Origin of the sequence: Caulobacter vibrioides (assembly GCF_002858865.1) — a bacterium.
Taxonomy (GTDB): domain Bacteria; phylum Pseudomonadota; class Alphaproteobacteria; order Caulobacterales; family Caulobacteraceae; genus Caulobacter; species Caulobacter vibrioides.
Map to the genome: position 1 here is coordinate 15,088 of NZ_PJRR01000020.1, position 19,595 is coordinate 34,682.

24 protein-coding genes and 1 pseudogene are annotated in these 19,595 nt (G+C 67.7%); 11 read left to right on the plus strand and 14 right to left on the minus strand.

Translation table 11 applies throughout. From position 1 onward, the window contains the following. Positions 1 to 68: 68 nt before the first annotated feature. From CVUC_RS17195 to CVUC_RS17210, 4 genes are all read right to left on the minus strand, one after another. Positions 69 to 311, minus strand: a complete 243-nt coding sequence (locus tag CVUC_RS17195; RefSeq protein WP_096033568.1) for a hypothetical protein — start codon at positions 309 to 311, stop codon at positions 69 to 71. A gap of 34 nt (positions 312 to 345) precedes the next feature. Further along, on the minus strand, positions 346 to 594 hold the full coding sequence (locus tag CVUC_RS17200; protein WP_096033569.1) for a DUF3297 family protein: 249 nt from the start codon (positions 592 to 594) through the stop codon (positions 346 to 348). A 125-nt stretch (positions 595 to 719) separates the two neighbouring features. Further along, positions 720 to 1,205 carry a hypothetical protein gene (locus tag CVUC_RS17205; RefSeq protein WP_096033570.1) on the minus strand — a complete coding sequence of 162 codons (486 nt, stop codon included), beginning with the start codon at positions 1,203 to 1,205 and terminating at the stop codon, positions 720 to 722. Then, complete coding sequence (locus CVUC_RS17210) at positions 1,202 to 1,987, minus strand: DUF4198 domain-containing protein (RefSeq protein WP_096033571.1); 786 nt, start codon at positions 1,985 to 1,987, stop codon at positions 1,202 to 1,204. Before CVUC_RS17210 ends, CVUC_RS17205 begins: the two co-directional genes overlap by 4 nt. A 162-nt stretch (positions 1,988 to 2,149) precedes the next feature. Here CVUC_RS17210 and CVUC_RS17215 point away from each other — a divergent pair, with 162 nt between their 5' ends. The 6 genes from CVUC_RS17215 to CVUC_RS17240 all read left to right on the plus strand — a co-directional run bounded on the left by CVUC_RS17215 (position 2,150) and on the right by CVUC_RS17240 (position 8,751). Further along, positions 2,150 to 4,351, plus strand: a complete 2,202-nt coding sequence (locus CVUC_RS17215; RefSeq protein ID WP_096033572.1) for a TonB-dependent hemoglobin/transferrin/lactoferrin family receptor — start codon at positions 2,150 to 2,152, stop codon at positions 4,349 to 4,351. Positions 4,352 to 4,457: 106 nt separating this feature from the next. Next, the gene (locus tag CVUC_RS17220) at positions 4,458 to 5,066 is read left to right on the plus strand and encodes a YqaA family protein (RefSeq protein WP_096033573.1); all 609 of its coding nucleotides are present in this window, start codon (positions 4,458 to 4,460) and stop codon (positions 5,064 to 5,066) included. Continuing rightward, on the plus strand, positions 5,063 to 5,692 hold the full coding sequence (locus tag CVUC_RS17225; RefSeq protein ID WP_096033574.1) for a disulfide bond formation protein B: 630 nt from the start codon (positions 5,063 to 5,065) through the stop codon (positions 5,690 to 5,692). The genes CVUC_RS17220 and CVUC_RS17225 overlap by 4 nt, the downstream gene beginning before the upstream one ends. Continuing rightward, positions 5,689 to 6,249, plus strand: coding sequence for a demethoxyubiquinone hydroxylase family protein (locus CVUC_RS17230; protein ID WP_012640434.1), 561 nt, complete (start codon positions 5,689 to 5,691; stop codon positions 6,247 to 6,249). Before CVUC_RS17225 ends, CVUC_RS17230 begins: the two co-directional genes overlap by 4 nt. 91 nt (positions 6,250 to 6,340) lie before the next feature. Continuing rightward, positions 6,341 to 8,122, plus strand: coding sequence for a M1 family metallopeptidase (locus CVUC_RS17235; protein ID WP_096033575.1), 1,782 nt, complete (start codon positions 6,341 to 6,343; stop codon positions 8,120 to 8,122). A gap of 107 nt (positions 8,123 to 8,229) precedes the next feature. After that, a complete protein-coding gene (locus tag CVUC_RS17240; protein ID WP_010920060.1) occupies positions 8,230 to 8,751 on the plus strand; it encodes a VanZ family protein in 522 nt (173 codons plus the stop codon). 27 nt (positions 8,752 to 8,778) lie between these two features. Here the strand turns inward: CVUC_RS17240 and CVUC_RS17245 are convergent, their stop codons facing one another. The 4 genes from CVUC_RS17245 to CVUC_RS17260 all read right to left on the minus strand — a co-directional run bounded on the left by CVUC_RS17245 (position 8,779) and on the right by CVUC_RS17260 (position 10,968). After that, positions 8,779 to 9,342: an HNH endonuclease gene (locus CVUC_RS17245; protein ID WP_010920061.1), complete on the minus strand. Its 564-nt coding sequence runs from the start codon at positions 9,340 to 9,342 to the stop codon at positions 8,779 to 8,781. 162 nt (positions 9,343 to 9,504) lie between these two features. Continuing rightward, complete coding sequence (locus tag CVUC_RS17250; protein ID WP_096033576.1) at positions 9,505 to 10,146, minus strand: DNA-3-methyladenine glycosylase family protein; 642 nt, start codon at positions 10,144 to 10,146, stop codon at positions 9,505 to 9,507. A gap of 51 nt (positions 10,147 to 10,197) precedes the next feature. After that, positions 10,198 to 10,680 carry a transcription elongation factor GreA gene (gene greA, locus CVUC_RS17255; protein WP_096033577.1) on the minus strand — a complete coding sequence of 161 codons (483 nt, stop codon included), beginning with the start codon at positions 10,678 to 10,680 and terminating at the stop codon, positions 10,198 to 10,200. 177 nt (positions 10,681 to 10,857) lie between these two features. Beyond that, a complete protein-coding gene (locus CVUC_RS17260; RefSeq protein WP_010920064.1) occupies positions 10,858 to 10,968 on the minus strand; it encodes a hypothetical protein in 111 nt (36 codons plus the stop codon). A 167-nt stretch (positions 10,969 to 11,135) separates the two neighbouring features. On the opposite strand from CVUC_RS17260, the gene CVUC_RS17265 reads away from it, so the two are divergent. Continuing rightward, a complete protein-coding gene (locus CVUC_RS17265) occupies positions 11,136 to 11,765 on the plus strand; it encodes a TetR/AcrR family transcriptional regulator (RefSeq protein ID WP_164468145.1) in 630 nt (209 codons plus the stop codon). Next, positions 11,762 to 12,601, plus strand: coding sequence for a tRNA glutamyl-Q(34) synthetase GluQRS (gene gluQRS, locus CVUC_RS17270; protein WP_096033579.1), 840 nt, complete (start codon positions 11,762 to 11,764; stop codon positions 12,599 to 12,601). Before CVUC_RS17265 ends, gluQRS begins: the two co-directional genes overlap by 4 nt. A 146-nt stretch (positions 12,602 to 12,747) precedes the next feature. Here the strand turns inward: gluQRS and CVUC_RS17275 are convergent, their stop codons facing one another. The 6 genes and pseudogenes from CVUC_RS17275 to CVUC_RS17295 all read right to left on the minus strand — a co-directional run bounded on the left by CVUC_RS17275 (position 12,748) and on the right by CVUC_RS17295 (position 16,534). Then, a complete protein-coding gene (locus CVUC_RS17275; RefSeq protein ID WP_096051844.1) occupies positions 12,748 to 13,059 on the minus strand; it encodes a winged helix-turn-helix domain-containing protein in 312 nt (103 codons plus the stop codon). 8 nt (positions 13,060 to 13,067) lie between these two features. Then, entirely contained in the window at positions 13,068 to 13,715 is a 648-nt protein-coding gene (locus tag CVUC_RS17280; protein WP_164468276.1) for a hypothetical protein, read from the minus strand. 17 nt (positions 13,716 to 13,732) lie between these two features. Continuing rightward, a complete protein-coding gene (locus CVUC_RS17285) occupies positions 13,733 to 14,971 on the minus strand; it encodes an acyltransferase family protein (protein WP_096033582.1) in 1,239 nt (412 codons plus the stop codon). Between the two features lie 37 nt (positions 14,972 to 15,008). Next, positions 15,009 to 15,140: pseudogene (locus CVUC_RS20890) on the minus strand (hypothetical protein); the annotation flags it as partial. 36 nt (positions 15,141 to 15,176) lie between these two features. Further along, positions 15,177 to 15,905 (minus strand): GNAT family N-acetyltransferase, encoded by a 729-nt coding sequence (locus CVUC_RS17290; protein ID WP_096033583.1) that lies wholly within the window; start codon positions 15,903 to 15,905, stop codon positions 15,177 to 15,179. Next, positions 15,902 to 16,534: a TlpA family protein disulfide reductase gene (locus CVUC_RS17295; protein WP_010920071.1), complete on the minus strand. Its 633-nt coding sequence runs from the start codon at positions 16,532 to 16,534 to the stop codon at positions 15,902 to 15,904. The genes CVUC_RS17290 and CVUC_RS17295 overlap by 4 nt, the downstream gene beginning before the upstream one ends. On the opposite strand from CVUC_RS17295, the gene argH reads away from it, so the two are divergent. Genes argH through lysA form a run of 3 tightly spaced genes read left to right on the plus strand, consistent with a single transcriptional unit; the run spans position 16,535 to position 19,527 of the window. Further along, on the plus strand, positions 16,535 to 17,953 hold the full coding sequence (argH, locus tag CVUC_RS17300) for an argininosuccinate lyase (RefSeq protein WP_096033584.1): 1,419 nt from the start codon (positions 16,535 to 16,537) through the stop codon (positions 17,951 to 17,953). Further along, on the plus strand, positions 17,932 to 18,252 hold the full coding sequence (locus tag CVUC_RS17305; RefSeq protein WP_010920073.1) for a hypothetical protein: 321 nt from the start codon (positions 17,932 to 17,934) through the stop codon (positions 18,250 to 18,252). Before argH ends, CVUC_RS17305 begins: the two co-directional genes overlap by 22 nt. A 9-nt stretch (positions 18,253 to 18,261) precedes the next feature. After that, positions 18,262 to 19,527, plus strand: coding sequence for a diaminopimelate decarboxylase (gene lysA / locus CVUC_RS17310; protein ID WP_096033585.1), 1,266 nt, complete (start codon positions 18,262 to 18,264; stop codon positions 19,525 to 19,527). Positions 19,528 to 19,595 lie beyond the last annotated feature (68 nt).

Here is a 19,595-nt window from a genome sequence, read left to right on the forward strand (position 1 = left end):
GCGACGCGCCATTTGATGACGCACGATATGGTTAACGCAACAGCGTTACGGATGCACGGCCAAGGTGCTTACAAGGGGCGAGAAATAACGGCGGAAACCCGCGCGCCGTGCTCGTAACGCGACGGGCCGCCATAGACTGCGACCTCACAGAGGATGTCGCCGCCCTCGCCTGCGGCCCAGATATAGCTGCGCTCGACCTCGACATGGCGGCCGGCGGGCGAGATGCCCTCGAAGGTGTCGCCCCAGGGAATCACGCCCTTCAGGTCCTGCCAGCGCAGCGTCATGGCGCGCGAGAGCTCGTCGCGCGCCATCGCTTCAAGGTCGGGGTCGGAGGTCGACAGAACCTCAGCCCTCGGCCGAGTCGCGGAAATAGGCCTCGACCTCGCCCTGCAGTTTGATCGTCATCGGATTGCCCTTGCGATCCAGGGTCTTGCCGGCCGCGACCCGCACCCACTTCTCGCTGATGCAGTATTCCTCGACATTGGTCTTCTCGACGCCCTTGAAGCGGATGCCGATGCCGCGCTCCAGCAGATCGGCGTTGTAATAGGGGCTGTCCGGATTGACGGAGAGGCGGTCGGGGGGCGTGTCGCTCATGGTCTTCAGCTTTCGGTGCGGGCCGCGCGGCCCCTGTCTTGGCCGGGGGTGATAGCCACGAAACGCGCAGAATCCAAATCCGGAAGACGAGGAGCCCTCCCCCGACGAAGGGCTCCTGCGCCGCTTCAGGTCGTCTGGTCGCTCTTGATCGGATCGGCGGCCGAGACCGCGCCGTCATTGTTGGTGTCGTGGGTCACGAACATCCGCCAGCCGGAATAGTCGAACTCGGCCTTGGTGATTCCGCCGCTCTTGTCGCTGTCGAGCACGCCGAAGCGGACATCGGTCTGCCGCATCTGGCGCATGCGTTCCTCGGCCTTCTTTTCAGGCGTCATGTCCGAAGCCGTCAGCTTGGCCTCCAGCCGCGCCTTGAACTCGGCGACGTACTCAGCTTGCGACAGCGCGCCGCTGTTGTCCGTATCGGTCTTGGCGAACTGGATGGCGCGGGTGGCGGCGTATTCGTCCTTGGTGACGACGCCGTCGCCGTTCTGGTCCTGCTCCTTGATGAAGATGTCACGAGCGTGCGAGGCGGCGTGGGCCGCGCCGGCGATCAAGGACACAGCCACGGCGGCGGTCAGGAGAGTGCGGGTCTTCATGACGGGTCTTTCGCTCAACGGAGGGATTCGAAGGTCAGGGCGTAGGTGAAGCTCTGGCCCGGCTGGCCGGGGGCCGGTGCGGCGACGCGGTAGCGCGACTGGATCTGGTAGACGCCCGACCGATCGACCCGGACGGCGAAGCGGCCGTTGGCGTCGCTCTTCAGCGTCTTGGGCGCCGCCTTGGTGTCGGCGTAGCGGTCGTCAGCGCCGTGCAGGGTGATAGGCAGGTTCGCCACGGGCTTGCCGTCGAACAGCACCTCGAACACGGCGTCCTGGCCGGTGACGATCTTGCTGGGATGGGTCACGGCCCGGAACTCCAGACCCTTGCCGTGCGGCGCCAAGGCCGCATCGCTGGGCGCGCCGCGCGTCACATAGACGTCGGCCAGGGTCAGGCTCTGCATGTCGATGGCGTCGGCCGGCGCCTTGGAGCCTTCGAAGAACTCCCACTCGCCCTTGACCAGAGCCGCCTTGGCCACGCGGCCGGCGCGCAGACCGGTGGTGATCCTATAGGTGCCGGGCTTCTCGGTCGCGGCTTCAACCAGAGCCAGTTCGCGTGTGTAGACCGGAACCAGGACCGTGCGGACGCCGTCCGGCCCGATCACGGCGTAGCCGTCGGACTTCATCGCCACCTCGGGCGTGAAGAAGCTCTCGGTGAAGGCCCCCTGCACCGTGACGACCTTGCGGTCGGACGCATCGAACACGGTCGGCAACAAATAGGGCGAATGGGCCTGGGCGGCGGGCCCGAGCACGGCGAGCAGGAGCGCGCCGCCTGTCAGGCCGGCGCGAAACGAACGGATCATTGGACAAACCCCAAGCGCCGCATCGGCTGCGGCGGCTCCGCTTTATTGCGATTGATTCTGAGAATCAATCTTAATTAGCTTGACCAAGCCCCTCGCCGGCCTTAGGCCCCTCGACGCCAGTTGCGAGCCATTCGCATGTTTTAGTGTTTAGAGGGGATCTCGATGTCGCGCCTGAAACTCGCCGCCGTCGCCGCCGCTTCCACCGCCGTTCTGATGGCCACGGCCGCCCGCGCCGACGCCGTCAAACCCGAGGCTGACGCCGTCGAGGTCGACAAGGTCACCGTCACCGCCACGCGCTCGGAGAAGGCCCTGTCCAAGGCGCCGGCCAGCGTCACCGTGATCTCCGGCCAAGAGATCGAGGACGGCCTGATCAAGGATATCAAGGACCTGGTCCGCGACGAGCCTGGCGTTTCGGTGCGCAGCGCCCCTGCCCGCTTCACCGCCGCCGGCGCCTCGACGGGCCGCGATGGAAACGCGGGCTTCAACATCCGGGGCCTGGAAGGCAACCGCGTGCTGATCGTCGTGGACGGCGTGCGCGTTCCCGACAGCTTCGCCTTCGGCGCCCAGTCGGTGGGTCGTGGCGATCACGTCGATCTCGATACGCTGAAGTCCGTAGAGATCGTCCGAGGCCCCGCCTCGGCGCTCTATGGCTCCGACGGCCTGGCCGGCTCGGTCAGCTTTATCACCAAGGACCCGTCCGACATCGTCAAGGCCGGCGAGACGTTCGCGGGCCGGGCGCGCATCGGCTACGCCTCAGCCGATCAGAGCTGGACCGAGAGCGTGCTGCTGGCCGGCCAGTCCGGCCGCTGGCAAGGCCTGCTGACCTATACCCGCCGCGACGGCGAGGGCCAGAAGACGGCCGGGACCAACAACGCCGCCAACACCGACCGCACGACCGCCAACCCCGAGGACAACCAGTCCAACGCCATCCTGGCCAAGCTGATCTACAGCCCCAATGACAACAACCGCATCCGCCTGACGGTCGACCACCTGGATCGCGACGTCGACTGGACGGTGCTGTCGGCGATCGCCAAGCCGCCTCTGGCCGCGACCAGCGTCATCGGCATGACCGCATTCGACAAGGTCAAGCGCGACCGGGTCACCGTCGACCACCGCTTCGACGGCGGCCAGGGCCTGATCGACACCGCGCAAACCACGCTTTACTGGCAAAAGAGTACGACGCGTCAGTTCTCGGCCGAGGACCGCAACACCGCCGCTGACCGCACGCGCGACGCCACCTTCAACAATCGGGTGTTCGGCGGCAGCGTCGAACTCCACAGCCGCTTTGACCAGGGCGCGGTGACGCATGACGTGGTCTGGGGCGGCGACGCGTCGATCACGCGCCAGAGCGGCACGCGCGACGGCACGGTGCCGCCCGTCGGCGAGTCGTTCCCGGCCAAGGCCTTCCCGACCACCGACTTCACCCTGGGCGGGCTCTACGTTCAGGACGAGATCAAGGTCGGTCGCCTGACGCTCTATCCGGCGCTGCGCTTCGACTACTACAAGCTCGATCCCAAGGCCGACCCGCTGTTCCACGCCTCGGCCGCCGGCCAGAGCGACTCGCACCTGTCGCCCAAGCTGGGCCTTGTGTGGGAAGCCAGCGACGTCGTCACCGTGTTCGCCAACGCCGCGACGGGCTTCAAGGCCCCGTCGCCCTCGCAGGTGAACACCGGCTTCTCCAATCCGGTCTCGAACTACCAATCGATCTCGAACCCTGACCTCAAGCCGGAAACCAGCCGCACGCTGGAGGCCGGCCTGCGGCTGGCGCAGGGACGCTGGCGAGCCTCGGTGGCCGGCTTCACCGGCGAGTATGACGACTTCATCGAGCAGGTTCAGGTCGGCGGGAACTTCACCGCCGCCAGCCCGGCCGTCTACCAGTATGTGAACCTGTCGGGCGTGACGATCAGCGGCGCGGAAGCCAAGGGCAGCGTTGATCTGGGCGGCGGCTTCACCGCCCGCGCGGGGGTCGCCTACGCCAAGGGCTCGTCGAAGGCGAACGGCGTCACCACGCCCCTGGTCTCGATCGATCCGGTCAAGATCACGGGCGGTGTGGCCTATCGCGCACCGTCGGGACGTTTCGGCGGCGATCTCGCCGTCATTCACGCCGACCGCAAATCGGCCAGCCGCGCGGGCGTCACCTGTGCCGGCGGTTGCTTCATCCCGGCGGCCTTCACCGTCGCCGACGCCACGGCCTGGTGGGCTGTGACCGACACCGTCACCTTGCGCGCAGGCGTCTTCAACCTGACGGACGAGAAATACTGGTGGTGGAGCGACGTCCGCGGCCTGTCGAACACCTCGACGGTCAAGGACGCCTACAGCCAGCCTGGCCGGAACTACAGCGTGTCCTTGGCGCTGAAATTCTGATCAGGCGGAGCGGCGCGCGCGGGCGGGAAGCCGCGCGCGCCGACATCCTTGCGGACAAGCGCCTCGGCCCCTGCTAGCAAGGCGCGGTCACGACATCGGAGTTCGCATGCTGCGTCGCCTTTACGACTGGGTCATGGGCCTGGCCGCCTCCCGTCACGCCTCCAAGAGCCTCTTCGCCGTCTCGTTCGCCGAGAGCTCGTTCTTTCCCATCCCGCCGGATGTGATGCTGGCGCCGATGTGCTTGGCCAAGCCCGAGAAGGCTTGGCACTACGCCACGCTGTGCACGCTGGCTTCTGTTCTGGGCGGCGTACTCGGCTATGCGATCGGCTTCTTCCTGCAGGACCTCGGCATCTGGATGATGAAGGTCACCGGCCACGCCGGCGGGCTGGAAGAATTCCAATGCTGGTATGGCAAGTACGGCGTCTGGGTGATCCTGGCCAAGGGCCTGACGCCGATCCCCTACAAGCTGGTGACGGTCGCCTCGGGCCTGGCGGCCTTCAGCTTCCCGATGTTCATCATCGCCTCGGTCATCACGCGCGGCGCCCGATTCTTCCTGGTGGCCTTCGTGGTCAAGAAGTTCGGCCCGGCCCTGCTGCCGGTGATCGAGCGACGCTTGGCTCTTTTCGCCGGAATTTTCATCGCGCTCCTTGTCATTGGCCTCGCCGCCAGCCACCTCCTGGGCGGAAGTGGAGACGCCGGAGCCTGCGTGGCATGACGAACGACGACCCGAAGGTCGAGAAGGCTGGTCCGGCCGGCGAGCTTGAGCCGCAGGCCACGCCCGTGCGCGGCCCGGCGCCGGTCGAGGCGCCCGCGCCGTCGATCGTGGACCGTGCTGTCGACGTCGTGACCCGGCACTGGCCGCTGATGGCGCTGCTGTCGAGCGCGCTGTTGCTGGCCATCGCCCACGCCTTCGAGAAGTTCGGCGGCCTTGCGCCCTGTCACCTGTGCCTGAAGCAACGCGAAGTCTATTGGGTCGCCGGGACGGTCGGTCTGGTCGGACTGGTCCTGCAGCGCACGCCGCTTTGGCCGCGTCTGCGTATGCCCGCTCTTTTGCTGCTGGGCGCGATCTTCCTCTACGGCGCGGGCCTGGCGGCCTATCACGCCGGCGCCGAGTGGAAGTGGTGGCCGGGTCCCAAGACCTGCTCGGGCGGCGACGCTGCGGCGGCTTCAAACCTCGAGGCGATGCTGAAGGGCACGGCCGACATCAAGCCCCCGGCCTGCGACAAGGCCGCCTGGGTGTTCCTGGGCCTGTCCATGGCCGGCTGGAACGTGCTGATCTCGCTGAAGCTGGCCGCTTGGTCCGTCCTGGCGGCGTTCCGCAAGTCGGAGACCCCCGCATGAGCCGCGCTGTCCCTCCGCGTCCTGGCGCGGCCGCGTCAAAGGCGCGTCTGGCCGAGATCCTGCGCGTCGACCAAGCCGGCGAGCTGGCGGCCGTTCACATCTATCGCGGCCAGGCGGCGGTCATGCGCGCCGCCCCAGGTCGTGAACGCATCGCCGACCAACTGCGCGAGATGGAAGGGCACGAGCAGGTCCACCTGACCCGCTTCAATGAACTGCTGACCGAGCGCGGCGTGCGTCCGACCCTGATGTCGCCGATCTGGCGCGCGGCCGCCTTCGCCCTGGGCGCAGGCACCGCCTTGCTGGGCGACAAGGCCGCCCATGCCTGCACCGAGGCCGTCGAGACGGTGATCGAAAAGCACTATGCCGGCCAGATCGAGGAACTGAAGGATCGCGACCCCGCGCTGGCCGCCGAACTCAGCCAATTCCGCGACGACGAACTGGCCCACCGCGACCTCGCGGTCGAGGAAGGCGCGCACGAGGCGACGGCCTATCCGCTTCTGACGGCGGTGATCCAGGCGGGCTGCCGGGCGGCGATCAAGATCAGCGAGAAGATCTGACGCGCCCCGCGCGCGTTTCGACTCCATTTTCCTGGCCGGATGCTTGGCGTCTCGGGCGCGCGCGCCTACCGATACCCCCTGATCGTCCGGGTTGGGGAGTCGTTCATTGTCGCGCCGTATCCGCGTTCTCGCCGCCTGCGCGGCTTCCGCCTTGGCGCTCGTCGCCACCGAAGCTTCTGCGCAGAGCCTCAAGACCAGCCCGCTCAGCCTCGAGACCGGCGGCGCCATGCCCGTCGAGCAACAGGCGCTGGCGTTCGATCACGCCGATCTGAAGCTGAAGATCCTACCTGAGAAGAAGACCATCGAAGGCGAGGCCACCCTCACCTTCACGGCCCGATCCAGGCTCGACAAGCTGATGGTCGACTTCGACCGTGTCTTCACAATCCGTAGACTGACAATCGACGGAAAGGCGCTCAAGCCGGGCGCCTGGAGCAACCCTGAGGGCCGGCTCACTGTCACCCTGCCCCGGAAGGTGGCCAAGGGTCGGTCGGTGACCCTGGCGATCACCTATGACGGCGTTCCCCACGAGGCCAAGCGCGCGCCCTGGGACGGCGGCTTTGTCTGGAGCAAGACCGAGACCGGCGAGCCGTGGATCGCCACGGCGGTGCAGGGCGACGGCTGCGACCTCTTCTGGCCCTGCATCGACTATCCGACCGGCGAGCCCAAGCTGATTGATCTGCACATCACCGTGCCCGCTCCACTGGTGGCTCCCGCCAACGGCGCCTTCAAGGGCATGACCGAGCAGGACGGCTGGCGCACCTATCACTGGCGGGCGCGCAACCCCAACACCTACGCGATCGCGCTGACCGTCGGCCCCTACGAGGAGCTGACCGGCGTCTACAAGAGCCGGTTCGGCGACAGCATTCCCATGTCGTACTGGCACCTGAAGGGCCGCGCCGAGAAGGCCAAGGGCCTGTTCGCCGAGTTCACGCCGATGGTCGACTTCTTCGAGCAGATGATCGGCTCCTACCCGTTCCGGGACGAGAAGATCGGCGTCGTCGAGACCCCGCACCTGGGCATGGAGCACCAGACGATCAACGCCTATGGCAACGAGTACCGGCTCGACGGCTATGGCTTTGACTGGCTGCTGCAGCACGAGTTCGCGCACGAGTGGTTCGGCAACCAACTCACCAACGCCGACAACGACGACATGTGGCTGCACGAGGGGTTCGGCACCTACATGCAACCGCTCTACTCGCAGTGGCTGCATGGCGACATGGAGTATATGAGCCGGCTGAACACCCAGCGCCTGGCCGTGCGCAACAAGTTCCCGATCGTCTCGGGCCGTCCGCTCAAGGAGGACGCCGTCTACAACGGCGATCGCGGGCCGGGGAACGACATCTACTACAAGGCCTCGAATGTCCTTCACACGCTGCGCACGCTGATCGGCGACGAAGCGTTCTTCAGGATCACGCGGATCGCCGTCTATGGCCGCGATGATCCAAAGCCCGGAAACTTCAAGCCGCGCCACCTGGGCACGAAAGACTTCGTGAAGATCGTCAATCAGGTGACCGGCAAGGACTATGGCTGGTTCTTCGACGTCTATCTCTACGACGCCGCAGCCCCCGAACTGGCCGAGACCCGCGACGGCGTCGATCTGGTGCTGACGTGGAAGACCGCCGGCGACAAGCCCTTCCCGATGCCGGTGGAGGTGAAGGTCGGCGATCGGATCGTCACGCTCGCCATGGCGGGCGGAACAGGCCGGGTGACCGTGGGCGACGCCACGCCGGTGATCATCGATCCGGCGTCCAAGGTCCTGCGGCGACAGCCCTATGTCGAGGCCTATCAGGCCTGGAGAGCCGCCGCCGACAAGGCGGCCGCCGAGGCCCGCAAGAAGGCCGCAGAGGAGAAGGCGGCGGCGGAGAAGAAGTAGTCTTCAGCGCAGGCGGACGGGTCTGGTGATCTCTCGCTAACCCTGTCGCTTTACCGAATGGCGCGATCTTTCCCCTAGGGTCAGCTCGCCCCGAGGAGATCGCGTTCTTGCTTAAGCCCACCCACTTCGTCGTCGCCGCCCGCGTCACGCTGGTGCTGGGCGGCCTTGCGGTCGCGGTGCTGGCGCTGGGCCCGTTCCAGGGCGCCGAGCGGATCGTTGGCCTCAACGACAAGGCGGCGCACGCGATCGCGTTCGGGGGCCTCTTGGCCGTGTCCTTCCTGGCGTTTCCGCGCATGCGCCGCAACGACCTGGCGATCGCCGCCTTGGTGCTGGGCGCCGGGGTCGAGGTGGCCCAGCTGTTCGGCGGCCGTAGCGCGAGCCTTCTCGATTGGCTGGCGGACGCGGCCGGCGTTCTGACGATCTACGGCGCCAGCATGATCGAGACCGTCCGCAAGATGGCCCGCGAACAGGGCGACATGACCTTCGCCGAGATCGCGGCGACGGACCGTCGGCGGGCGCGTCGCCGCGCGCCGGCCGTGTTCACGCCCCTCGTCGAGACGCCACAGACCGAGCACGCCCCGCCGCTCAGCTTCGCTCAGCGCGCCGCGCGCCGGTTTCCGGTCAGCTAGAGGGCTGATCGTACCCCGGCCAGGCGATCAGGCCTCCAGCTCGATGTCCCAGTAAAGATAGTCCAGCCAGCTGACGTGCAAACGGCCGGGCGGGAACCGCCGGCCGCGTTCCTGCAACTCGTACATAGACGGCCGACGCGCGGTGTGGAACGGCTGCATGCCGGCCTCGCGCGGCGTGCGCCCGCCCTTGCTGAGATTGCAGGGTGCGCAGGCGGTGACGATGTTCTCCCAGGTGGTGCGGCCACCGCGTGATCGCGGGATCACGTGGTCGAACGTCAGATCCTCCGGCGAGCCGCAATACTGGCAGCTGAAGCTGTCGCGCAGGAACAGGTTGAAGCGCGTGAAGGCCGGCGGGCGCTCCTGCGGCACGTACTGCTTCAGCGCCACCACGCTGGGCAGCCGCATCTCGCAGGACGGCGAGTGGATGACCTGGTCGTAGCTGGCCACGACATCAACGCGGTCGAGGAACACCGCCTTGATCACCTCCTGCCAGGGCCAGAGGGACAGCGGATAATAGCTCAACGGCCTGAAGTCGGCGTTCAAGACCAGAGCGGGCATGCCCGATGGCGGGCGGGTGAGGACCTGCATCAAGTCCTCCTCACGAGGCGACTAGGGCCTCGGACGATGGGGTACGCGACAGGACTGAAGACGGGCCTCCTTCCTACGGTAATTCAGGGAATCGCCATTCATTCCCGAACGCACCGAAAGGATGATCCGACTCAGCGACAGAACCAAGACATCTATGGCTCAAGGTCAAAATGGCGCGATTTCGCGTCGTTTGACGGCGCCGTAACACGCCCAGAGCAGATGGGCGGCGACGCCCCGGTAGGGCCGCCAGAGCTCGGCGCGGGCATAGGCCTGCTTTTCGGTCGGGCGGGTCTCGGCCCTGTCGACCCAGCGCATCGCTTCCTGCAGCGCCACATCACCGCCGGGGAACAGATCCAGCCGCCCTTGCGTGAACATCAGAAAGACCTCGGCCGTCCATCGGCCCACGCCCTTGATGGCGGTCAGGGCTGCGATGGCCTCTTCGTCGGATAGCGCGCGCAAGGCGTCGAAATCGCAGGCTCCGGAGAGATGGGCCTCGGCGATGGCGCGGGCATAGCGGGCCTTCGGTTGCGAGAGGCCCAGCGTGCGCAGGTAGGCCTCATCACGATCCGCGACGATTTCAGGCGTCATCTCCGGCAGCCCGGCCTCGACACGCGCCCAGATCGCCGCCGCCGAGGCCAGCGAGACCTGCTGCTGCACGATCATCTTCAAAAGCCCGGGGAAGCCGCCCAGACCCATCCGCCAGGCGAAGGGCGGCGTCACCGCCTCCACCGCCGCCAAGGCCGGATCGGCGGCGGCCAGAGACCTGCGGGCGGCCAGGATCGCATCGGCGGAAGGCGGTTCGAACATGCGAACTTGGTCGCTCTAGCAGCGGCCGGGCACAACCCGAAACTTGCGGGCCTACGCGATCGCCGTGATCTCGATCTCGCCGCCGGGCGCGGGGGAGACCTCGCCGACCGCCTTGCCGAGCAGCGCCCGGGCGATCGGCGCGATGTAGGAGATTGTCCCCTTGGCGGGATCGGCCTGATCCTCGCCGACGATGCGGAAGGTCTGCACGCGGCCATCCTCGCGCTCGAACGTCACGCGGTCGCCGAACTGCACGAAGGACTTGGCGGGGTCGCGCTCCATCAGCTGAGCGGTGGCCCGGCGCGCGGACCAGTAGCGGAGGTCCCGCGTGGCGCGGGCCATGGCCGTGCGGTCGCCATCGGCCGCGCCGCCGGCGCTCTGGGCGGCGGCGTAGGCGGCGCGGGCGTCAGCCAGCGCGCGCTCGATCTCGGCGAGGCCATCGGCCGTCACCAGGTTGGGATGGGGGGAAATCGGACGATCCGGCAGGTCGGCGGCGAAGGCTTCGCTGTCGCCTTCCTTGGTGAAGGCGACGCTCATGGCCGGAAGAACTCGTGGATCATGAAAAAGGCCCGCGACGCGTCAAACAGATGAGCGCCAGGGGGGCTAACGCGTCCGGTTCTGGTTAGCTCCGCCGAGGCGGAGGTTCAAGCCGGGCGACGCGGAACACGGCGGTGGGCGGCCCAAGGCCTGCCCACCGATCGCGACTTGTCGGCTTTAGAGAACCACGCCGAAGATAGCGGCGGCGACGCCCAAAGCGATGACAAGGAAATAGCCGGCGGCCATGCGGTCGAAGGCGGTTTCAAAGGCGTTCAGCGTGCGGTTCATGATGGAAGTCCCTCATTTTGGCTTGCCCCGACCCCCTGTGGGTCATCGCCCTCGAAAGTTACGAGGCGATCTGGACAGTGCTTAGATAGCACCAATCTGAACGCCGTCAAGATGGTCTTTACAGCGTTTAGATGAAATTTTAGAAAGCTATGGTTAGAGTGAGGCCGATGAGCACAGCGACCGCCGAATCCCGCCCCTATCACCATGGCGATCTGAGCCGCGCCCTGATCGACGCGGCGCGGAAGATTCTGGAGACCGAGGGTCCCGCCGCCCTGTCCCTGCGGGCGGTCGCGCGGGAAGCCGGCGTCAGTCCCGCCGCGCCCTATCACCATTTCAAGGACAAGGCCGAGCTGCTGGAAGCCGTGGCCCACGAGGGCTGGCACGAGCTCGACGCCGCGCTCTCGAAGGCCCGCGGCGAAACCGACAACGCCCGCGACCAGATGACCAATCTGGGCGTGGCCTATGTCTGCTTCGCGCGCGACAATCCGGCGCTCTATCGCGTGATGTACGACCGCTCGCGAGACAAGGACGCCCTGCCCGACCAGTTGAAGGACGACGGGGCCTATTGCCAGGTCCGCGACACGATCGCCGAGAACAGCGGCGGCCGCGCCACCGAGATCGATCTGGAGCTTGCCACCATCGCCGCCTGGTGCGCGGGCCATGGCCTGGCCGAAATGATCAGCTTCAAGCAGTTCGCCCCGCTCAAGGACCTGCTCGGCGGCGAGGAAGCCTTCCTGCGCGCCGTCTTCGAGCACCTGGGCATGTTCGCCAAGGTCATCGACAGGGACCCGGCTTGACGCTCGTCACCCGGTTCGCGCCTTCGCCCACGGGCTATCTGCATCGCGGCCACGCCTATTCCGCGCTGACCGCGTTCGAGGCGGCGCGACGAGCGGGCGGACGGTTCATTCTCCGTATCGAGGACATCGACGCCACCCGTTGCCGGCCGGAGTACGAGGCGGCGATCCTTGAGGATCTCGCCTGGCTGGGCCTGAACTGGGAAGCGCCCGTGCGCCGACAGTCCGAGCACCTGGCCGACTACGAGGCGGCCATCGCGGGCCTGCGCGACCGGGGTCTGGTCTATCGCTGCTTCAAGACCCGCAAAGAGATCGACATCGGGCGCGCGCCGCACGAGCCCGCTATCGCCTATGTCGGCGCACCGCTCGGCGCTGACGAGGAAGCCCAACGGCTGGCGCGCGGCGAGCCTTTCGCCTGGCGGCTGTCTCTGGCCGCAGCCCGTGAGGCCCTCGGCGGCTTTGATCACCTCGGCTTCTTGGAGGACGGCGCAGACGGATCGTCACCGCGCACAGTCCAAGCCCTGCCCGAAACGGCGGGCGACATCGTCCTGGCCCGCAAGGATGTCGGTGTGGCCTACCACCTGGCGGTCGTCCATGACGACGCGCTGCAAGGGGTCACCCATGTGATCCGGGGCGAGGACCTGTTCGAGGCCACCCATATCCAGCGTCTGCTGCAGGCCCTGCTGGGCCTGCCGACCCCGATCTATCGCCACCACGGCCTGCTGACCGGGCCTGACGGCAAACGCTACGCCAAGCGCGACAAGGCCCAGACCCTGCGGGAGCTCCGGGCGTCGGGCGTGAGCGCCGCGGCGCTGCGCGCGGAACTTGGCTTTTCCTAGAACCCCGATCCTCCCGGCGAACGCCGGGACCCAGATCGAAGCCGCCGACGTCTTTCCGCTCAGCCCAAAGAGATGTCGCACCATGCCTGACCGCCCCGGGTGAATCTGGGCCCCGGCCTTCGCCGGGGAGGTCGGATGGACTTGGATCAGCCCCCGCCCGCCTGCTCCACCAACTGACCCATGGCCCTCAGATAGCTTGAAAAGGCCGCGCGTCCGGTGTCGGTGAGCCGCACCCGGGTCAGAGGCTTGCGGCCAACGAAGCTCTTGTCGATCGACACGTAACCCGCCTCCTCCAGCTTGCGCAGGTGGATTGAGAGATTGCCTTGGGTGACCTCGAGCACGTCCTTGAGCTCGGTGAAATCGGCCACCTCGGCGCTGGCCAGATAGGCGACGATGCCCAGCCGCACCCGGCCATGGATCACGTCGTCCAGCCCGCTGATGTCGAACTTGGGGGCCACGGAGCGCCTCAGGCCGCCGACCGCATGGCCTGGCGCATCATGTAGAAGCCCGGGGCCGCCATGAACGCGAACAGGCCAAAGCTGGCGATCAGCAGGTAAAGGTCCGCCCGCTCGATCAGCAGGCCCATGGCCACGCCCGAGACGAGCCACCCCAGGGCGACGACCAGCATCCACATCCGCCGGCGGAGCACATAGATCACCTGCCACACCGCGCCCTGCAGGATGAACACCACCGCCGGATGGAACAGCCAGTAGTGGAAGTCCTTGTGACGCGAGGCGGCGGCGGCGAAGACGATGATCAGGGCCAGGTTCGCCACGCCCGTCGCCTGGAACGCCGCATTGACCGCCCGGTTGGTGACGCCGCGCTGCGGGTTCTTGTGATCCTTGATGATGACGATGATCATCAGCACCAGGAAGATCACCGTCGGCGCCCAGGCCAGGATCAGGTTGCCGAGGCCGCCAAGGCCGATCAGCCCGCGCTCCTGGACGACATAGATCAAGGACTGGAGGCCATAGAGCAACCCGGCCGCGCCGTAGAGCGCCCCGCCGGCGACGCCCAGCCCGCCGCGTTCCTGCGAGCCATCGGCGAGGCCGCGCAGGAAAGCCAGGTCGTCCTGGACGCTCTTCAAGTCTTTGCTCATGTCGGCCCCTCTCAGCGCGGCATCATGGACGGTCACAGGATTCGACCCAACAGCGGCAGGCGGCGAAGCGCCATGGTCAGGATCCAGCTCAGCAGGGTGGCCCCGACGAACACCGCCGCGCCCTTGGCCAGTCCGCCCCAGGCCTGCGGCAGAAGCAGCCACGCCAGCCAGGCCGTGAAGACGTAGTGGGTCAGGTACATGCCGTAGGCGTTGGCCTGCAGGCTCGCCGCCACTGGACCGGTCTTCTTCACGAAGCGCAGGAAGGTCGCCAGGGCCGCGAAGGACAGGGTGGCGCAGGCCAGGGCGAACATCACGCCGCCGCCGATATCCAGCGCCACGCGCGGCGGCGGCTTGGGCGAGAAGGCCATGATGATCACCGCGATCACGCCGACGACGGGCAGGATCGGCGCGGCCTGCCAGGCCCACCAGCGCTTGGCGAGCTTGCCTTCAGAGTCGGTCAGACCCTGGCCGACGCCCGCAGCACCGACCGCGACGCCGGCCAGGAAGTAGACGAAGTAGTGAACGACGCGCGAGGTCTGGACGGTGAAGGGGCCCAGCTGCGTCCAGTGCATGAAGGTGAAGGTCGCGCTCATCGGGATGTAGGCCACAGCGCTGGCGATCACGAGACCCAGGAAGAACAGGCCGGGCTTGCGATCCGCGCCCCGGACCAGCCGGCCCAGGGCGTCGATCACGCCCGGCGCGATGAGGTTGAGTAAGGTTATGACGGCGCCAAAGGCCAGCAGCACCCACAGGAACCAGGCCGGACCGCTGGGCCAGGACGGCAGGTCGAGCCAGGCGCTTGCAAAGCCGGCGAGGGAGACATCCCCACCCGCCTGCAGCCACGCCGGGAAATAGGCCAGCGGCGCCAGCAGGCCGGCGGCCAGCACGAACGGAACGCCCAGTCGCGCGGCCCTTCCGCCCAGGAAGCCGCCATTCCCCTTGGCCCGCAGGCCATCGGCGACGAACAGCCCCGAGATGAAGAACATCAGCGACATGAAGAAGAGGTCGTTGATCAGGGTCAGCAGCCCAAACAGCTCGAACTTCTGCGGATCGCGGACCGGGAAGGCCTGCCAAAGGTAAGGGGCCTGGCTGAAGTCGCCGATGGGCGGCGGGTTGGGCGTGTAGGCCAGCACCGTGTGGTGAGCGATCACCAGCAGCGTGACAAAGGCGCGCAAGGCGCCGATCGGGGCGTTGCGGCCGCCGATCTCTGCGATCGTCGATCGTTCGGTGGCGCTGATGGGCGCGTGCATGGGTTGGCTCCCGTTCCTCAAGTGGCCGCACCATGGATCAACAAGTTTGTTTTGTAAACTAGTCTGCCGAACCCCTTGCATCTCTCACCGTGTCATCCCGGGCGGCGAAGCCGACCCGGGACCCAGGGGCCAAGCGCAGTGCGGTCGCCCCTGGGTCCCGGCTCTCCGCTTCGCTGCGGCCGGGATGACACGGATTAGTGGTGTGAATTTGCGGATGTTCTGGCGCTCATCGCGCCCAGTAGCGATACCGATAGGCCGGCTCGAAACCCTCGTCGGCATAGAGGGCGATAGCCGGCGCGTTGTCGGCCTCGACCTGAAGCCACGCGCGATCCGCCCCCAGGGTCGCAGCCTCGGCCAGCAAGGCGCGCAGCACCAGGCGGGCCAAGCCCTGGCGACGATGGGCCGGGGCGGTGCGCATGCCGAAGACCCCGGCCAAGCCGCCGCTGACGGCGCTGGCGCCGATCGCCGCCGGCGCGCCATCGATGTCGAGACGTGCGAACCGCGCGGGCGCCGGGATTCGCCGGAGGGTCTCCAGACGCTCGCGGCCGTCTTCGGGGTCGCCGGCGGTGGCGGTGAACACCGCCTCGAAGGCGTCGTCGGGCGTCGTCGAGACGACCACACGATCGCTCCCCTGCCCGCCGGTCGGGCCCAGCATGACCAGGGTTTCCTTGGTCGGCGCATAGCCGCGCGCGGCGAGCCGGTGGTCGAGGTCCGCGGGCGCGAAGACGCCGTCCGTCAGCTTGAAGCGCGGCGGCAGGCCGCGCGCCTGCAGCCAGGCCTCGACCGCCGCAATGGCCTCATCGACGTCGCGATCGGGCGCGCCCAGCGGCCAGCAGGCGTTGATGCGCATCGAATAGCCCGCAGACGCATTGAGCCGCCAGCCGCCCAGGACAGCCCGCTCCCGCGCGGGCCAGGCGTCGTCGGCCAGCGGCTCCAGCCGCGCCGGATCAATCACTTCTCGGCCAGGAGCTTTTCGACGATTCCCCGCACCTCGGGCGCCGACCAGTCGGCCGGCCCGGCCAGGCGCGCGCGCTCACGGCCCTGACGGTCATAGATGATCGTCGTCGGATAGCCCTGGGCGCGCGGCTGCAGATCGAAGGACAGCTTGTAGGAGGGGTCGCGATAGGTGACGAGCGGCGGGTTGGCCGCCATCTCTTCGCGGACGAGGTTCAGATCGCTGTCGCGGTCGACGCTGATCGGCAGCACGGTGACCGGCTGGGTGGCGTAGGCGGCCTGGAGCTTGGCCAGGGTGGGCATCTCGGCCTTGCACGGCGCACACCAGGTCGCCCACAGGTTCATGACCACCACGCGCCCCTTGAAGTCGGCCAGGGTCGTGGGCTTGCCGTCCATCGAGGTGAAGACCGTCGTCGGCGCAGGACGCGGCGTGGCGGGCACGTCCAGCTTCTCGAAGGCGCCCTTCTTGAATTCTGTGAGGTCGGCGGGACCAGAGGGTTTGAACGAAGCCGACGCGATGACGTATAGAACCGCCGCGACGCCCAAGAGGATGACGCCCGCCAGCGCCATTCTCATGGGATTACGCTTCTTGGCTTCCTCGCCGTTCTGACCCGACTGGACTTCGTTCATATGACCGACAACGCCTCCAACACGCCCAAGGCCAAGGGCCAGGGCCAAGCTATGTGGGGCGGCCGGTTCTCGGCCAAGCCGGCGGAACTGATGCAGGCGATCAACGTCTCCATCGGCTTCGACAAGCGCCTGTGGGCGCAAGACCTGGCAGGCTCCCGCGCCCACGCGCGGATGTTGATGAACCAAGGCGTGATTGCAAGCCATGACGGCGAGGAAATCCTGGAGGGTCTCGCCCGCGTCGAGGACGAGCTGCTGTCGGGGACCTTCCCGTTCCGCGACGAATACGAAGACATCCACATGAACATCGAAGCGCGGCTGCGCGAGCTGATCGGCCCGACGGCCGGCCGGCTGCACACCGCGCGCTCGCGCAACGACCAAGTGGCCGTCGATTTCCGCCTGTGGGTCCGCGACGCCTGCGACCGCACGGTCGGCCAGCTCGAGGCGCTTCAGAAGGCGCTGCTGACCCAGGCCGAAGCGCACGCCGAGTCGCTGATGCCGGGCTTCACGCACCTGCAACCGGCCCAGCCGGTGACCTTCGGCCACCACCTGATGGCCTATGTCGAGATGTTCGGCCGCGACGCCGGCCGCTTCCGCGACGCCCGCGCCCGCATGAACGAGTGCCCGCTGGGCGCCGCAGCCCTGGCCGGCTCGCCCTTCCCGATCGACCGCCAGCAGACGGCGACGGCGCTGGGCTTTGATCGGCCGACCGCCAATTCGCTGGACAGCGTCTCCTCGCGCGACTTCGCGCTGGAAGCCCTGTCGGCCGCCTCGATCACGGCCACGCACCTGTCGCGGCTGGCCGAGGAGATCGTGCTGTGGACGACGCCGATGTTCGGCTTCATCAAGCTGACCGACGCCTTCACCACCGGCAGCTCGATCATGCCGCAAAAGAAGAACCCCGACGCGGCCGAGCTGATCCGCGCCAAGGTCGGCCGCATCCTGGGCTCGCTGACCACCCTGACGGTGGTCATGAAGGGCCTGCCGCTGGCCTATTCAAAGGACATGCAGGAAGACAAGGTCCCGACCTTCGAGGCCTTCGATGCGCTGGAACTCAGCTTGCTCGCCATGGCCGGCATGATCGCCGACCTGACGCCCAACACAGAAAACATGGCCAAGGCGGCCGGCGCGGGCTTCTCCACCGCCACCGATCTGGCCGATTGGCTGGTGCGGACGTTGAACATGCCTTTCCGTGACGCTCACCACGTGACAGGCTCCGCCGTGAAGACGGCCGAAGGCTTGGGCGTCGATCTGGCGGATCTTTCCCTGGCGCAGTTCCAGGCGATCGAGCCCCGGATCACGAACGATGTCTACGCCGTCCTGACTCCGGCCGCCTCGGCGGCCAGCCGCATGAGCTATGGCGGGACGGCCCCCGCCCAGGTGCGCGCCCAGATCGCGCGTTGGAAGGAATTGCTGGCATGAACCGTCCCGTGACGATCCTCGCCCTGGCCGCTCTGGCCGTCTCGGTCGCCGCCTGCGGCAAGCAAGGGACGCTAGAGCGCCCCGCCCCGCTGTGGGACGCCCAGAAGAAGGCCGCATGGGCCGCTGAGCGCCGCATGGCCTCGGCCCAGGCCAACCAGCCCGCCCGCGCCGGCGGCGCGCAGGAGATCCGCGACCCGGCCTCCAGCAACCGCACCATCCGCGCCGCACCGCTGCCCGGCACCAAGGACCCGTTCGGTGGCCCCTCGGCCGCCGGCTTCCCCGGCGCCACCCCCAATTAAGAGACTCCGTTGAATCACTTCGAGTACGGCCCGCAGGGCCTGGCCTGCGAAGGCGTGCCCCTTGCCAAGATCGCGGCCGAGGTCGGCACGCCGGTCTATGTGTACAGCCGCGCCACGCTGGAGCGGCACTTCGTTGTCTTCCGCGACGCCCTGGCGATGTCCGGCGTGGTCGATCCGCTGATCGCCTACGCCGTCAAAGCCAATTCCAACGTCGCGGTGCTCAAGGTGCTGGGCGACCTGGGCGCCGGCGCCGACACGGTGTCCGAGGGCGAGGTGCGCCGCGCCCTGGCCGCCGGCATTCCCGGCGAGCGGATCGTGTTTTCGGGCGTCGGCAAGGCGCGGCGCGAGATCGTCTTCGCGCTGAAGGCCGGCGTCGCCGAGATCAATGTCGAGTCTGAGCCTGAGCTGAATCTGATCGCGGACGTCGCCGCTGAGCTGGGCGTGCGCGCCAAGGTCGCCTTCCGGGTCAATCCGGACGTCGCGGCCGGCGGTCACGCCAAGATCGCCACCGGCAAGTCCGAGAACAAGTTCGGCGTCTCGTTCGCCGAGGCCGCGCGCCTCTACGCCAACGCCAGCAACAATGCCAATCTCCAGCCCGTCGGCGTCGCCTGTCACATCGGCAGCCAGATCACCGATCTGGCCCCCATGCGCGCGGCCTTCACCAAGATGCGGGGCCTCGTCGAACAGCTGCTGGCCGAGGGCCTGTCGGTCGAGCGCCTCGATCTGGGCGGGGGCCTGGGCGTGCCCTATTTCAACCACCCCGAACCGCCCTCGCCGGCCGAGTTCGCCGCCATGGTCGGCGAGGTCACCCAAGGCCTGCCCGTCACCCTGGCCTTCGAGCCCGGCCGGGTGATCGCCGCCAACGCCGGCGTGCTGGTCTCGGAAGTCATCCATGTCCACGAGCGCCCCGAAGGCCGCAAGTTCCTGGTCATCGACGCGGCGATGAACGACCTCGTCCGTCCGGCCATGTACGATGCGTTCCACGACATCCGTCCGGTCATCCAGCGCGCCGGCGAGACGGTCTATGACGTGGTCGGTCCGGTCTGCGAGACGGGCGACACCTTCACCCGCGACCGCGCCCTGCCGCCGTTCGCAGCGGGCGACCTGGTGGCCTTCATGTCGGCGGGCGCCTATGGCGCGGCCATGGCCAGCGAGTACAACACCCGCCCGCTGGTGCCCGAAGTGCTGGTCGACGGCGACCGCTACGCGGTGATCCGCCAGCGTCCGACCTATGACGAGATGCTGGCGCGGGATCTGGTGCCGGACTGGGTGTAATCTTGAGTTTCCCTCTCCCCTTGCGGGAGAGGGTGGCCCACGCAGTGGGTCGGGTGAGGGGTCGCGTG